Genomic DNA, 14,521 nt, shown 5'->3' with positions numbered 1-14,521 from the left:
GAAGTGGCGGGCAATGATTGTATGATGTCTCCGTTGATCATGTATTTAAAACCCCTATCGATTGCTTATGTTCTCTAAAACAGATGTAGCGGCAATATTAACTAATATTTTTAGCTTTGTACAAAAAATTACCAGAAAATACAACAAACCATGATAAAGGTATGGAATCATACTTTAACGATGCACTTTTGTTGAAATCTTACAATTGTTGATAAACTTTGTTTGAAAGGTCCATGACAATCACTATTTCTTACTGGCTTGATGGAGGTTTTCCACTGATTTTTGCATGTCCTCGCTTATTATTCTGCCAATGCCTAAATAATACTTCGTTTAGAACTTTAGGACAGTAGAAGATACAGATTCCGCTATGTAATCTTAATTAATCATTCCGATAACGTATGCTTTTTCATCGGTAACACTGAACTCGACCCCGACTCTTAATGTCAACTCGACCCCATTTTGTAATTCCAGTGTTTTCTTTTCAATCACATCTTGATTTTGTTCGTTAGGGATCCTTCTTTTGACTTTAGTCTTAGCTTTCTCTTTATTAATTTCTTGTATCGTTATGTCTAAGCTATCAACAAAATTCTCCGATAATGCAGCATATGTCATCTTAAAAGCTCTTTTAAAATCCGCAATTATAACCCGATTGACCAAACTATTAGAACTAAATGCATAGACGGGTGCTTCTTTGAACCAACCAACTATTCTAGGGCGTGAAGTGGAGATATCCCCCGAATAAGGCCTAAAATCCTCATGTTTACTCAATTCATTATCCATGTACCAATTGTATTGTTCAATCATAATACAATCTGTGTTAACACCTTCATCGACTAAATTAATGACCCCTTCAACCAAAATACTTAATATATTATTTCCTTTCAACACGGTGGATTTGTCCGCAACTCTGAAAAAAGTATCGTTAGTGTCCTGACCTACTTGTGATGCTATGCTTGGTAGAAAATCTAAATGTTGTCCCTTTTTTATAAAAAACCTTTTGTAATCTTTGTAAAAGTGTTTTGTTAGACCAATAAACGGTAAGCCAGTATCAGACGTTTCAGATATCCCTATTTCCTTAAAAAGCCTAAAGATTTGGGCTTTTTTGTTCCATGCAATTTTTGCTTTCTCCGTTTGTTCTGTTATGATTGATTTGTCCATCTTTGAATTCGCTATCCTTTTCAATTCATCAATTTCCTGATTCATAGCCAGCCAACCAAAAAAATCAATGACTTTTTGGGCTTTGTCTTCTAAATCTTTAAGATCAACAACCTTCAATAGGTCTTTCCAGTCATCGAAATGTTCGATAAAAAATTGTTTTGCTCCAAGCAAATCTTGTTTTAAGAATGAGATGCCATGAAGTTCTTCATAGTCCAGTTCATCAGTTGTGAAGGGTAGATAATATTGGATAATTTGTTCGGCCATAAAACCAAACGTAAGCCATTCCATTGGATTAGAAAAAGCTGTTTCTTCATCCTCATTAGTGCGAAATGTCCACCCTAACCAGCCGAAATAACCTGTTAAAGCAGGGGCGGCTCTAAAAAAGAAAATATCCTCCAAACCATCTTCCATGTCCGTATAGCGCATTGTCATTTCACGTATAATGCCCAAAGCCTCTGTACTACTTAAATTATTATTGCGCACCAAATGAAATACCCATGCTTTAAGACCGAACATGGTATGCCGCCTATATGTCTGTATAAGTTTTGAATCTCTATAGCGCTTTTTGAGTATTTTTATCTCTCTATAGTTTTCATCGTTTTGTTGTTCTAATAATTCGCGTATCCTCTCTTTGATTTGATAATCATAAAAAACTCCAAATTGCTTATCTAAGAGCTTAATAGCATTTTTTATCCCAGAAGCATCTCTATGATGTATCATATAGAATAGCAGCGACGAATAGTTTGTATAGGTCAATAAGGCTAGACGTATGGTATTGGCATCAGTACTATCTTTCTGCTCTTTTGGAGATAGCAAATCGAAATATCGATCATAATATCCCGAGCCATCCAAAGCCAGGGTTAGAATGTCGCGAAAAGCGGAGCTGCCTTTTAGTGGAATTGCTTTAAGATAAATGTAAGTATGGACATCAATTAGATCTTCAAAGACTTTAGTGTCGCCTTGGGCGAAAGCTACGTGAGAACGGATAAAAAAGAAGCGAACCAAGATCTCAAAACAAGAGTAATTATTACTATTGATGCTTGCAAATAAGGCCTTCTGCAATATATCTTTAAAATTCAACATTAGGTCAAAGGCACCTGTCGTGCCATACTTCATCTGCAAATCATATAATTGAGTGATTCCATGAATTATCCTTTGCAGTGCTTTGGAATTCCCATTTTCGCTGTATTGGATAAGCTTTTCATCAAAATGATTACGGACTTGGCTCACTGTTGGCACTTCGCAGATTCGTTTCGTTAACTTTAACGCTTTCCTCAAGATAGTTTTTTCTTGCTTAGTCGTTTCCTGATCTTTTTTGAACAGATAATTGTCGACCCAATCAGTTTGTACATTTAGATGCAAGGGATGGAAATATAACGGCTTATCTTTTCCCTCTAGATAATTTGCTAACTCTATCAAATTAATATCTTTAATGAATAGCTCTTCCTGTTCTTTTTTTATGACCTCGTCTTCACTGATTATACTAACAGAATAATCAAACCAAGACCTATCAAAATGGTCTCCTAATTTATACTCTTTAGCTCCATGTTGCCGCATGACCTCAAAATAGCGTTTCCCACTATATTTCCTCATAAGGCCCTCCTTTAATATCATAGAGGCATTTAATAAAAGTTCTTTTACCATGAAGCTGTCTATTTTTTCTGCATTAGTGAAGTTAATCGCTTTGCTGAAAAGATATCCAATCACGATAAGTACCATGATAAATACTAACGAACTGCCTATTACCAGGTTGTCATAGTAATCCCTCGATATAGTTTCTCGGAGAGAAGATAGTATCACAAGGCAGGCTAGTGAACTCAAAGTAAATATTATAGCTGCATACATTTTAGTGCTCGTGAACACCACCCGATAAGCATAAGGATCCTTGATCGCAATGTTTGACATCATAAATGCTATTACCGCAAGGCACATACTTGAAATGGTAGAAAGGTTCCCAATCCGTTGATCTATAAATGCTCCATAGTCTTTTAGACATATCCCAGTTAAGTATACAAATAAACCACAGATCAAGAAGAAAATAATGGCTATGAACGCTGTTAAATACCATTTTTCAAAGCTGAATAAGGCATTTATTCTGTCGACCCGAATTTTACTTTTTGCATCGGACAACAAATCACGATGTAAACGCTCAATTTTTTTTTCTGTTTGGTAACGGAGCCAATTGTTGTGTTTTCTCGTCATTGAGGTATTGTAAGAAGGTTGTTTATCTAAACTAGGATTTCATTTTCCATTTTGTCAATGGATTAATTAGAGTTTCCTTATCTATGCTGTTTACTGGCCCGTCAGCGATTTCCTTTGTCTGGCTATTGACAAGAATCTTTCTGTTCATGTGTTGTTAGCTGTTGGTTTTCTCATGACTTGGTTGGTTACTTTAGTATGCTGCAAGCACTGCGGCTTTCGGCATGCCTATCATTTAGCAGCGCCTAAATTAATCTTCTTAATCTTTCCCCTCTTATCAACCAGAAGGACAAAAAAATTGATATGGAAATTGCGAAAGAAAAGTGAAAATTCTTTGGCCAAATCCATGTAGACTTTTTTCTTGGGCAACGCAATCGCTAATTTCAGTTTTTCCTGCTTATTACAATGTCTGCGGTAAAACTTCATACAACCAACCAGTGCTTTCCCAAACCAAATCTTCGCTTGATCATCTGGTCTTGTTTTCTTGGGTTCGCCTTTTCTTTTTCCCCTCGTTATTACGTTCGCAGGGTAGCCCTTTACTTCTATCACCCAACGGGTGTTATGTTTTACTGCAACGATATCCTCACCCTTATTTTGTATTTTGTCGGAATTATCTTTTTCAAAGGTGTAGCCCATTGCATTTAAGTGGTTGACGATTTCAGTACTGATTTTACTTTCATAAAACCATTCTGTAGTATAGTCATATCTTTTCATTTCAGGGTTTTAGCTTAGGTCAATATGTGGTGTTTGCTCGCTTCAAATTATTTATTGATAAGGTTTCTTGAGTTCATTTTCTGCAACACTAACTAAAAATATTAAATTACATTTTTAGTGTTAAGCCGACACTAAGACGCTGAACAGTGTTGAGGACTACGTCGTCTGCAATTGCTGCGGTATGTACCTGTGCTTTGCTCTTACCCACAATCCCTAGGTTTAAATCAGCGCCTTGATATCACAATTTTGCGATATCAAAACTCATCGGCAGCTTATCACAGATTGTGACAACCATCAATCCATAATCGGTTAGTATATAAATTATCTATATCTTCTGTTTTAATAGGGCATTTTACTTCTTTCACTGATCTTAGTATACTCCAACCACCCCCCCATTCCTCTCACGTTATCGACCAATCACAAAATTAGGGAGAGAGAACTCATACTTCTTTTCAATTTTCATTCTCCAACCAATCCCAACCAATATCCCTCACCCCTCAATCTCTCCAACTTGGATCATTTTCCCCCAGCTTTCTCATACGGTATGTCACTCCTTCAACTTCTTCAAAGCTGCCTCATATTGCCGCTGAGTATTCAACTTGATCTTCGAGAACCTCTTCTTGACCAAGGTTCCAAGCGGACGCTCAAGTGCGAGCTCGATTTTTGTCAGTTCATCTATTTTGATAGTTTCGTCCTCTTCTTCTACAATATAGTTTATCCTTGAAGATGGTAAACCAGTAGCCCTACTTAACTCTTTTTTCGGGAGTTTTTCATAGCTATACTGATCTGTTAAGATCTTTCCGAGTTTTGTTAGTTTGTCTGGTCTTTCGACTTTCCTAACAGAAGAAAAATATTGTTTACCAAAAATCTCATATACGAAGTCCTCATGGTCTTTTTTGAGTAGAAGTTTGAGTTTTATGAACTGATCTACTTTTAAGCTATCATGCTTCTGATTGCTCATATTGCTGATGACAGGCGTTGAAATACCTGTCCAAGCAAATATTTGTCGGTCAGAGTAACCTGATTCATTGATGATTTTAGCTAAGTTTCCTTTCCAAATCATTGGTGTTTTAAGATTTCTGTTTTTATGTTTTTGAAAAATCAAAAACTATTTGTATGTTTGCTTTGTATTAAAAGCGAATGAGTTATGTAGAGGTTTTTGCTCTACTTACTACGATGTTTGCTCGCCCACATTCCGCCAGAATCACCAGCGAGTTAAACCTTGAGTTCGCCTATACGCTGGATTTCTCATATCTTTACAATATGTAAGTCCAGTATGGCGACCTCTTGAACTTGGTGGTTCTTACAGCCTTTGGTTGTGAGCGGCGCTGGCGGCGTCGAAATGTGGTCAAGCTGAAGGAGGTTCGCCTGCTGGCATTTTTTACCTAGCCAATAGACAGTTTCCTTTAAGCTTTACTGAGCGTCATCGTTTTTATAAACTAAATGATTATGAAAACGAAAAAACTAACCACCCAAAGCCACCCAGACCCAATCCCCGATCAGCGTCTCCGGTTTTCCCGTAAACAACTTTTCAAATGCATCATCCGTTCGCCGGATTAGCGCGCTCATAACCAAACCGGCCGGTGCAGATGGATAGGTGAGGGGTTAAAACAAAATGCCCCCCGCCCGGTATTCCCTTATAAGGAACCTCATTTGCCTGGCTGTACCGACCCCAATGCTGAAAGAAAAAACCCGTTTTTGTCCAGGTGGGAGAAGGTCCGTTTATTTTCGGTTATCTAGCAGTAGCTAAAAGTAGACGCTTTTTTCCATACTTACAAATAAAGGAGTAAAATTTCTTTCGCGTTGGTGGTTGGTTTTTGACAATTAACTTTTCTTAAACCGTTAAAGACCAATGATAAATGAAACGATTTTTACGCGTAGGGGAGAGGTATGCCCTTTCAAAAATATATAGCAGCCTATTGGCTGTAGCAACGATCATGTGTTTGTATGCCGTGAAGCAGGTCTCCGCCCAAGAGGCGGAGCCTGCGTCTACGGCAGTCGCAAACGTCAAGCCCTTGCAGATTAGGGAAACCATTCCCGAATACTTATGGCACTTGCCATTGCAGGTGGTGAACCACCCGCGAGTTGGCGGGAAGGATACAATAACCTTAAATGAATATCGCGATAAGCTGATCATCTTGGATTTTTGGGCCACGTGGTGTAAACCGTGTATTTCATCACTTTATAAACTCGATACACTGCAAAAGCAATTTACAGATCAAATTGCCGTAATACCGACAACGTATGAAGCAAGAGAAAAGGCGGGCGCGTTCATAGCCAACAAGGGCTGGTCTTTGCCCTCTGCGGTTGGTGATATCATATTGAAAAAATACTTTCCCCACCAAAGCATCCCCCACCAGGTATGGATTAAGTCGGGTAGGGTAGAGGCCATAGTGGGGCCGGAGTATGCCCGGGCGGACGTTATTGACAAAATCCTGCAAGGGCAGCAAGTAGACTTCAGTCAAAAATCAGAGGTGGCATTCGATGCCGCTAATCCGTTGTTTCTAAACGGCAATGGCGGTGATGGCTCGAACATGCTTTACCAATCGGTTATATCGGGAAGATTGCAGGCTAGGGTTGCTGGCGCTGCCAGGCAATCGCCGAATGCGATAATTGCTTACAACCAAAGCGTCGAGAATTTATACTGTATTGCTTTTCAAAGCCGCAGATTGCCTTACTTAACTCCATCGGCCATCGAGAGATACATTAAATATGAGATCGATGATAGCCTAAAATACCGGGTAAGCTCACAGATGCGCCCAACAGATGATACCGAAGCCAGGGCGCGCTGGGCGATGGCCAATGTTTATTGCTACAACTTGGTTTTGCCCAAAGGAAACAATGAAATAGATGTGGATGAAAGGATGGTCAGCGATCTCAATCATTTCTTTGAAAGTCACCTGAATCTAACGGTAACTTATGAAAAGAGAAAAGTAAAGGTGTTGGCCCTCGTAAAAACCGAAGACTACAAAAGCATAACAACCCGTGGCGGAGAAAGCTATGACTACGCGGATGCGAAACAGCCTATACTGAAACTTCAGAACAAATCCCTTTACACATTAATTGATTACCTAAACGTTGCCCTGCAGCATAACCTAAAACGTAATCCCGAGATATACCGTTTGCCGCTGGTTGATGAAAGCGGTATTGACGGCAATGTCGATTTATCGCTGGAGGCTGATCTTGGCGACCTTGAATCCATACGGAAAGCACTGCGGAAGCACGGGCTTAATCTGGTGGAAAAATTCGCCACGATTAACATGATCGTTTTCAAGAATTATCAACACCCCAAACAAAAGACGAGATGAAAATACTACCGTTCCTATCCGTATTTCTATTATTTTATATACTGAGTCCGGTTGCCGGATACGCACAAGCCACAAGGACCGTTGCCGGAACCATCTATTCCGCCAGCACGAAGCAGCCTATGCCTGGTGTAAGCATTACCAGCAAAACCACGGGCCAAGTCCTGGTTTCAGGCAATGGGGGTGCCTTTACTTTTTCCGGCCTGTCCGATGCCGACACCTTGGTGTTCGCATCCATCGGTTATGTTACCCGGGCAATCCCCCTCTCCGGCATCGAGCAAGGCCCGCTTGATGTATATCTGGAAGAATCCATCAGTCTTATCGATGAGGTGCAGGTAAATACAGGCTATCAGTCGCTGCCAAAGGAGAGAGCGACGGGGTCGTTCACGCAGATAGACAATGACCTATTTAACCGCAGTGTAAGCACCGATTTGATAAGCCGCTTGGAGGGTGTTACCAGCGGACTTTCGTATGAGTTGCCACGGACAACCGGCGAACCATCATCGACCCCTAATCTCCGTGTGCGGGGATTGAGCACCATCAATGGAGAATCCGAGCCCCTTATCGTGGTGGATAATTTCCCTTACGAGGGAGATATCAATAACATCAACCCCAACGATGTGGAGAGCATCACCGTGCTGAAGGATGCCGCAGCCTCGTCGATATGGGGTTCTCGGGCGGGCAACGGTGTAATCGTTATCACGACGAAAAGTGGTTTGACATCCCGCCGGCCAACCATTCATATCAACAGCAACGTTAGCATTTCCGACAGGCCCGATCTGTACTACTCAAGGGATTTCTTGCCGCCCGCCGAAGCAATTGAGTTGGAGGGGGTATTGTTTGACAAGGGGCTTTACGTACAAAATGATTGGACGGCCTATACGCCGGTAGTTGAAATACGCTATGCGCTTGATGAAAAAAAGATAAATGAGGCCACTGCAAACCACATGCTGGATGAGTTGAAACAATACGACGTCAGGGCCGCCGCCACTGAGAAACTCTATCGGCAAAGCATAAACCAGCAATATGCAATGAACATGAGCGGTGGATCTGAAAAACACCATTACTACCTATCGGCGGGATTTGACGATAATGCCATGCAGCTAATCGGAAATAATTTTGAACGGCTCACGCTGAGTGCCAAAAACGATTTTCAACCCCTGCCGAAACTAAGCATCAGCACATCGATCAACTATATGCAAAGCCGGTCTTCCACGAATGGCATCAGCTTGGGCGATCTAAGCCCGGCGGGTATGGTCAATATATACTCGTACGCGAGGTTAGCCGATGAAAATGGAGCCGCGCTGCCCATCGTGAGAAATAATCGAATTACCTATACCGAAAATGCCCAACAGATGGGGTTGTTGGATTGGCATTACCGTCCCCTTGACGAACTTGGGACGAATGACAATACCTCAGGCACAAAAGAGGTAAGGCTAAACGCCGCATTGCGTTACCTGCTTTTCCGCAATTTACAGGTGGAGGCGCGGTACCAATACCAGGATATAGGCAGTAACACACGGAGGCACTACACGCAAGATAGCTACTTTGCCAGGAATGAAATAAACCGGTTTACACAGGCCGATGGCGCAAGACCCGTACCATTGGGCGGAATGCTGGATAGGGGCGGCAGCGCTTTTCAATCGCACTACGGTCGGCTGCAAATCGACTTCGATAAGCGTTGGGCCGGGCGGCACGAGCTCAACGGGCTGGCGGGGTTTGAACTTAGACAGGATCGCAACACAAATATCGGCGGTTCGCGCTTGTATGGGTACAATGATGAGGTGCTCACACATGCAACCGGCCTCGATTTCGCGTCCAGCTTTCCCACACGTCCCCGGTTTTCGGGTATTGTACCCTACCTGAACGCTCCCGGCCGACAAACCATTGATAGATTCGTATCGTATTATGCGAACGTCGGTTATACGTATGATAGCAGGTACATACTTTCCGCAAGTACAAGGTGGGATGCCTCGAATATCTTCGGAGTGGCTTTCAACCAAAAAGGGGTTCCCCTTTGGTCCGTCGGGGGGGCATGGAATGCCAGCAACGAACTGTTTTTAGCTGCAGATTGGATCAACTTTGCAAAATTACGGGTTACGTATGGTTCCAACGGGAATGCGATACGTTCACTTTCCTCATTGCCGTTTATCAACTATCAAAGCATGAATCCGATAACGAGTTTGCCAATGGGGATACTGAGCAGCGTGGGCAACCCAAACCTGAGCTGGGAACAGGTTAGTACAATTAATCTGGGTTTGGACTTTGCGGTGTTAAACCGTAGGTTGTCAGGCAGTGTGGAGTGGTACAATAAGAATAGTTCCAACCTGATAGGAAACGACTTGTTCGACCCCACTACGGGAATCATCCCCACGTCGGGTGGCTTCTATAATTTAGACACCCGCAGGAACTACGCCGACCTGAATACTAAAGGTATCGACATCGAGTTGAATACGCTGAACGTTGACAGGAGCGTTAAATGGCAAACCTCATTCCTATTCAGCAAAGTAAAGAATGCGGTCACAAACCACCACACTCCTCAGGGTATCCAAACCATAAACTACTTTGGCGCGGAGTTAATACCGGTCGTAAAGGGTGTATCAAGAGACCAGCTATATGCGTTGCCCTGGCATGGGTTGGACGATACGGGCTCGCCCCTGGTTTTGGTTGATGGAGCATTGGGCACTGAATACAATGCTTACTTCAATAGCTTGGCGTATGAGGACCTGTTAAAGGCAGGCGTTTCTGTACCGCCCTATTTTGGCGCTATCCGTAATACATTTAGCTGGCGTTCACTTTCGGTGAGTGTCAATCTACTCTGGAAAGCCGGTTATAATTTCCGCCGTTCAACGATCAACTACAACAGCCTGTTTGGCACGGGGTTGACAAATATCGACTATTTGAACAGGTGGAGAAATCCCGGCGATGAGCTAACAACCAACGTGCCGGCTATGCCGGAAACAACCGATTTGAGGCGGGACCAAGCCTATATATTCAGTGAGGCGACGATGGAAAAGGGCGACCATATCCGGTTGCAGGATATTAGCCTTTCCTACCAATTGCCGCAGCAGTATATAAGTGGTGCCGGGATTGCCGAAGTTCGCCTATATGCCTACGCAAGGAATTTGGGACTACTATGGAAGCGTACGGATTACGACATCGACCCGGATGCGCGCGCACTGTATCCACAACCGCTACAGCTATCTTTCGGTTTGCAGATCAAATTATAAGACAACCATGAAAACAATCAAGCATAAGGTGAGGGTAACCATCTTCATCACCCTCGCATCGCTCATGTCAACAGCATGTATGAAAGAGTTTTTGGACTTAAAAAGGGATAAATCACAGGTTATCCCAAGAACAATCCAAGATTACCAAGCGATATTTGAAAACAATACGATGAACTATTATTCTTCTCACCTATTAGGCGTCATTGCCAGCGATGATTACTATGTAGCTGCGGAACAATGGCAGGTTCTATCAAATCCTATTGAGAAAAACGGCTACATATGGGCCGATGAAGTTTATCAGGGTACGACAGTAAGTGACTGGAACCGGGCTTACGAAAAAATACTTTATGCCAATTTTGTGTTGGAGGGGGTAACCGGAATCGATGAAACCCCCGCAAATAAATCCCTGCGGGATGAAGTGATGGGTGCGGCGCACTATTTTAGGGGAGTAAACTTTTTCCTGTTGGCCCAACTATTCTGTAGGCAGTATGATGCAACCACTGCCAACGAAGATTTGGGGCTGCCGCTTAACACGGCTTCAAATACCAACGTACGGTATAAACGGGCGTCATTGAGCGACACATACAACCAAATAATCTACGACCTGGAAAAGGCAGGTGAATTGCTTCCGCATACCATGTCTTTAAACACAAGGCCATATCGGGCGGCGGCCCTGGGTATGCTGGCAAATGTTTACCTGCAAATGGGCGATTATTCCGCTGCCCTGCATTATGCAGATGAAGCGATCACTTTAGCGCCTCAAATCTTTGATTATAACAGTATAGATGTGTCTCCAAGTGCACCATTTCCGCGGTATGGACGTTCAAACACAGAGATTATTTTCTATTCGCACATGACCAACGCGGCTATTCTTGCAAGTTCCAGATTAACAATTGATAGTTTGCTTTACGAATCGTACGATGAAAACGACTTGCGAAAACAGGCTTATTTCTCCGTCAACGGAGAAAGATATACATTCAAGGGCAGCTATTCAGGGATTTCCTCCTTCTTATTTTCCGGCCTGACCACCCCCGAATTGCTGTTGGTCCGCGCGGAGTGCCACGCAAGGCTTGGAAACACCGGGGATGGTATGGCGGATTTGAATAGACTGCTATCCCATCGTTTCAGGCCTGAACACTTCGAACCTGTTGCTGATGATATTTCACAAAGCGAATTGTTGCAGCTCACGCTGTCTGAGCGGCGAAAAGAACTGGTGTTTAGGGGTAGGAGGTGGCACGACTTAAAGCGATTCAATAAAGACGAACACCTTGCTGTGCCACTAAAGCGGATATTGGATGGAACCGAATATAACTTACCAATTGGTAGCGAAAAATGGGTTTGGCCCATCCCTCCCGATGTGATAAGCCAGGGAGATATTGAACAAAACCCAAGATAGCAATTGTCAGTGTGAAATTTACAGAAGTGCCCAAGTCATGCCTCGCATAACTTGGGCACTCGTTTAGGGCTCATCCGTACCGGCTACCCGTGCACTCGGGTTATCGGTCTGAAGCTGCTGTAGCGTCGCAGGGAAGGTACCGTTGCCATCCCATTCGGCAGCACAGATTTCCGTTTCCAAGTCTGCGATGCAGTTCCCTTCATCAGGTGGATTTACACTGATGAAATCACCCATAGCTTGCTGGCCAAGCCCGTCTGGTGGTTCAACTACATACCAGCCCGCTTGCATAGCGTTGTTCGTAGACAGCTTAAACGACATCAAACCAAAGGCGGCAAAAAGCGCCATGACCACTCCTAAATTTACTTTAAATACCTTCTTCATTTTTTTAAGGTTTTACTGTTCGAAATAAAAATTATCTATGCGTCTTTTGGCCGACACGCCCTCGGCAGCGGTGCCCTCGGCTCCGCTGCCTTGATTTCGTATGCGTAAGGATAAAAGCAGGCCGGTGATGGCCAGCAGTAGAAAGCTGAGGTTGAACCAAAAATGCGTCATCCACGTCCATTCGCTGTTGAACTTGCTGCAAAAGCAGTCAAAGGATACCCACCCGGCAAATAACGCCGCTGCGATGTATCCGGTAAACGTGAGCAGCATGGCCGCCGAAAGCAGAAACCCCCAGTGGTTGGTTTTCGGGATCACCAGCAGTACGATGGCGGTGGCCTCGGCCAGCGGCAAGAGCACAGAAAACGTGTAACCCAGCCAGTCCGGGAAATCATGCTTGAGCATGCCATTCACGAATACTTGATGCTCAAAAACCTGGTCATAGAGCGCTACCAGCCATAGCCCCATGACCACGATTGTGGCCAAAAAGCGCCACAGGTTCAAGCCTGTGATGGGACCGCCGTATGTAAGTTCGATTTTCATGCGTATTATCGTTTTGCGGGTTTATATTTTATCCATAGGGTATCGGCTTCTACCATGTTGTCTGCCCCCAGCGAATCCGGGCAGCCGCAGCCCTGATCGACCTCTTCGTAGGTGAACATCGGAGGTTGTTGGTGCGCAGGCGGGTCTTCCCGGTGAAATACGGCGACCGCAATCGCCACACCGGTCATGAAGACCACAATGTGGGAAACGATGAGTGCTTTTGTGTTCGTTTTCATAGCCAAGCGGTTAGATATCGTGTGTTTGGGATGCTTTTCGAAAGGAATATCCCCCCGAAGGTGATCAACAGCAAGGTGCCCGTCCGTACAAATGAATCGGGTGCAATCCAATCCGCACTCCAGGCCAATCCGAATAGGGTTGTTAAAATGGAAAGCAGGAAAAAAGCAAGAAAAAGCCCGATGAGGTTGGTTTTGGGAATCAGCAGTAAGAGAACCGTCGCAGCGGCCAGCAAGGGTTGCAGACCGAGCAGCGCGTAGCGGAACCAGCCAAGGAACGTATGCTGGATCATAGAGCAATAGTATTCCTGTATATTCGCGGCGATTTTATAAAAAAAGAACCCCCAGTATGCCGCGACAAGGAGCGTGCACAGGATCAGTCCGGTGATCCGTGTGCGGTGCAGCCATATGTTCTTTTTTTGCTTCATGATATCAGCGTGGCGTGGGATAGACCAGTCGTTGTTTTTTTGGCGCGTGCGTGCTGCTGAACCGAGCTTCAATAGCCATTGGCCCATAGGCGGTGGTCAGCGTTTCCCAATCTTTTGGCGTCAGCGGCATCAGGATACCATCTTTGCCCAACTTTTTATCCCGGAAGCGGCGCAGCTCATAGTCGGGTTGCAGGATGCTGTTGACGATCCCGGCCAGGTAGCGGATTGGCTCCGGCTGCCCGGTAGGGAAAGCCATCGCCTCGCGCTCGCCGTAACGCAGAAAGTAAAACTCAGCATCTTCCCCTTCGCAACAGGCGGTGTAGCGGAAGTGCTGTCCGTCTTTATCCAGCCCCTCACAAACCCAGGCTAGAAATTGGTTCAGTGGTTCCCCGCAGTTGACATCATAGACCCACACGTCGATCTCCTCGCTGAGCGTTTCGCCGGGGCGGCCGCCCTCAAAGAGGTTGGTCTGCACCCAACGAACGCGGTCCCACGGGCCGAGCATTTCAAGGGCGCCATTCAACGAGCCGGGCAGGCCTGCATCGAGGTAAAAGGCTGCAAACAGGCCATCCAGCCATTGCATCAATACCGGGTCATATACAATGGGGCAACGCGTGTGGCGTATCCACGAGTGGTGGTAGCGCCATTCAACCGCTCCGTTGCGCAACAGGAGGTAGGCTACACGGCCTTCGGTGCGGGTCGGATCGGAAATTCGGATGACAAACGGATCGGCATCCGGATTGGCGGTAACCTCCGGGCCGAGGGGGATGAACGGCGACAACAGCAGTAGTTCCCTGTCCTGATGACCTAGCTGAAGGTAACGTCGGTAGTGGGCGATCATCTCTGGCGTGGTGGCCGGAATGGGCGGGAGGGCCTCGGCTCGTGCGATGATGGCTCTTGCTTTGATGATGGTATCTTTTTCGTTCTTCATGAAAGC

At 44.6% G+C, this 14,521-nt stretch carries 11 protein-coding genes; 3 read left to right on the top strand and 8 right to left on the bottom strand.

Translation table 11 applies throughout. From position 1 onward, the window contains the following. Positions 1 to 375: 375 nt before the first annotated feature. The 3 genes from IEV98_RS21380 to IEV98_RS21370 all read right to left on the bottom strand — a co-directional run bounded on the left by IEV98_RS21380 (position 376) and on the right by IEV98_RS21370 (position 5,134). On the bottom strand, positions 376 to 3,360 hold the full coding sequence (locus IEV98_RS21380; RefSeq protein WP_188508094.1) for a hypothetical protein: 2,985 nt from the start codon (positions 3,358 to 3,360) through the stop codon (positions 376 to 378). A 228-nt stretch (positions 3,361 to 3,588) separates the two neighbouring features. Beyond that, positions 3,589 to 4,071, bottom strand: a complete 483-nt coding sequence (locus IEV98_RS21375) for a hypothetical protein (protein WP_188508093.1) — start codon at positions 4,069 to 4,071, stop codon at positions 3,589 to 3,591. A 547-nt stretch (positions 4,072 to 4,618) separates the two neighbouring features. Next, a complete protein-coding gene (locus IEV98_RS21370) occupies positions 4,619 to 5,134 on the bottom strand; it encodes a hypothetical protein (RefSeq protein WP_188508092.1) in 516 nt (171 codons plus the stop codon). Between the two features lie 796 nt (positions 5,135 to 5,930). On the opposite strand from IEV98_RS21370, the gene IEV98_RS21365 reads away from it, so the two are divergent. From IEV98_RS21365 to IEV98_RS21355, 3 genes are read left to right on the top strand one after another with little or no spacing between them, the layout of a single operon-like run. Beyond that, complete coding sequence (locus IEV98_RS21365; RefSeq protein ID WP_188508091.1) at positions 5,931 to 7,379, top strand: TlpA family protein disulfide reductase; 1,449 nt, start codon at positions 5,931 to 5,933, stop codon at positions 7,377 to 7,379. After that, the gene (locus tag IEV98_RS21360; RefSeq protein WP_188508090.1) at positions 7,376 to 10,606 is read left to right on the top strand and encodes a SusC/RagA family TonB-linked outer membrane protein; all 3,231 of its coding nucleotides are present in this window, start codon (positions 7,376 to 7,378) and stop codon (positions 10,604 to 10,606) included. The genes IEV98_RS21365 and IEV98_RS21360 overlap by 4 nt, the downstream gene beginning before the upstream one ends. A gap of 7 nt (positions 10,607 to 10,613) precedes the next feature. After that, positions 10,614 to 12,002, top strand: coding sequence for a RagB/SusD family nutrient uptake outer membrane protein (locus tag IEV98_RS21355; RefSeq protein WP_188508089.1), 1,389 nt, complete (start codon positions 10,614 to 10,616; stop codon positions 12,000 to 12,002). 63 nt (positions 12,003 to 12,065) lie between these two features. Here IEV98_RS21355 and IEV98_RS21350 read toward each other — a convergent pair whose 3' ends face one another. The 5 genes from IEV98_RS21350 to IEV98_RS21330 are packed head-to-tail and all read right to left on the bottom strand — an operon-like array spanning position 12,066 to position 14,515. Next, positions 12,066 to 12,383 carry a hypothetical protein gene (locus IEV98_RS21350; RefSeq protein ID WP_188508088.1) on the bottom strand — a complete coding sequence of 106 codons (318 nt, stop codon included), beginning with the start codon at positions 12,381 to 12,383 and terminating at the stop codon, positions 12,066 to 12,068. A 12-nt stretch (positions 12,384 to 12,395) separates the two neighbouring features. Then, positions 12,396 to 12,923, bottom strand: a complete 528-nt coding sequence (locus IEV98_RS21345) for a MauE/DoxX family redox-associated membrane protein (RefSeq protein WP_188508087.1) — start codon at positions 12,921 to 12,923, stop codon at positions 12,396 to 12,398. Positions 12,924 to 12,928: 5 nt separating this feature from the next. Beyond that, on the bottom strand, positions 12,929 to 13,159 hold the full coding sequence (locus IEV98_RS21340; protein WP_188508086.1) for a hypothetical protein: 231 nt from the start codon (positions 13,157 to 13,159) through the stop codon (positions 12,929 to 12,931). Then, positions 13,156 to 13,584 (bottom strand): hypothetical protein, encoded by a 429-nt coding sequence (locus IEV98_RS21335; RefSeq protein ID WP_188508085.1) that lies wholly within the window; start codon positions 13,582 to 13,584, stop codon positions 13,156 to 13,158. Before IEV98_RS21335 ends, IEV98_RS21340 begins: the two co-directional genes overlap by 4 nt. Positions 13,585 to 13,588: 4 nt before the next feature. Further along, complete coding sequence (locus IEV98_RS21330) at positions 13,589 to 14,515, bottom strand: hypothetical protein (protein WP_188508084.1); 927 nt, start codon at positions 14,513 to 14,515, stop codon at positions 13,589 to 13,591. Positions 14,516 to 14,521: the final 6 nt, after the last annotated feature.

This window comes from Parapedobacter pyrenivorans (assembly GCF_014636865.1).
In the GTDB taxonomy this organism is placed as follows: Bacteria; Bacteroidota; Bacteroidia; order Sphingobacteriales; family Sphingobacteriaceae; genus Parapedobacter; species Parapedobacter pyrenivorans.
Note: the sequence above shows the minus strand (reverse complement) of the source record. Positions and strands in the feature narration are given on the sequence as shown.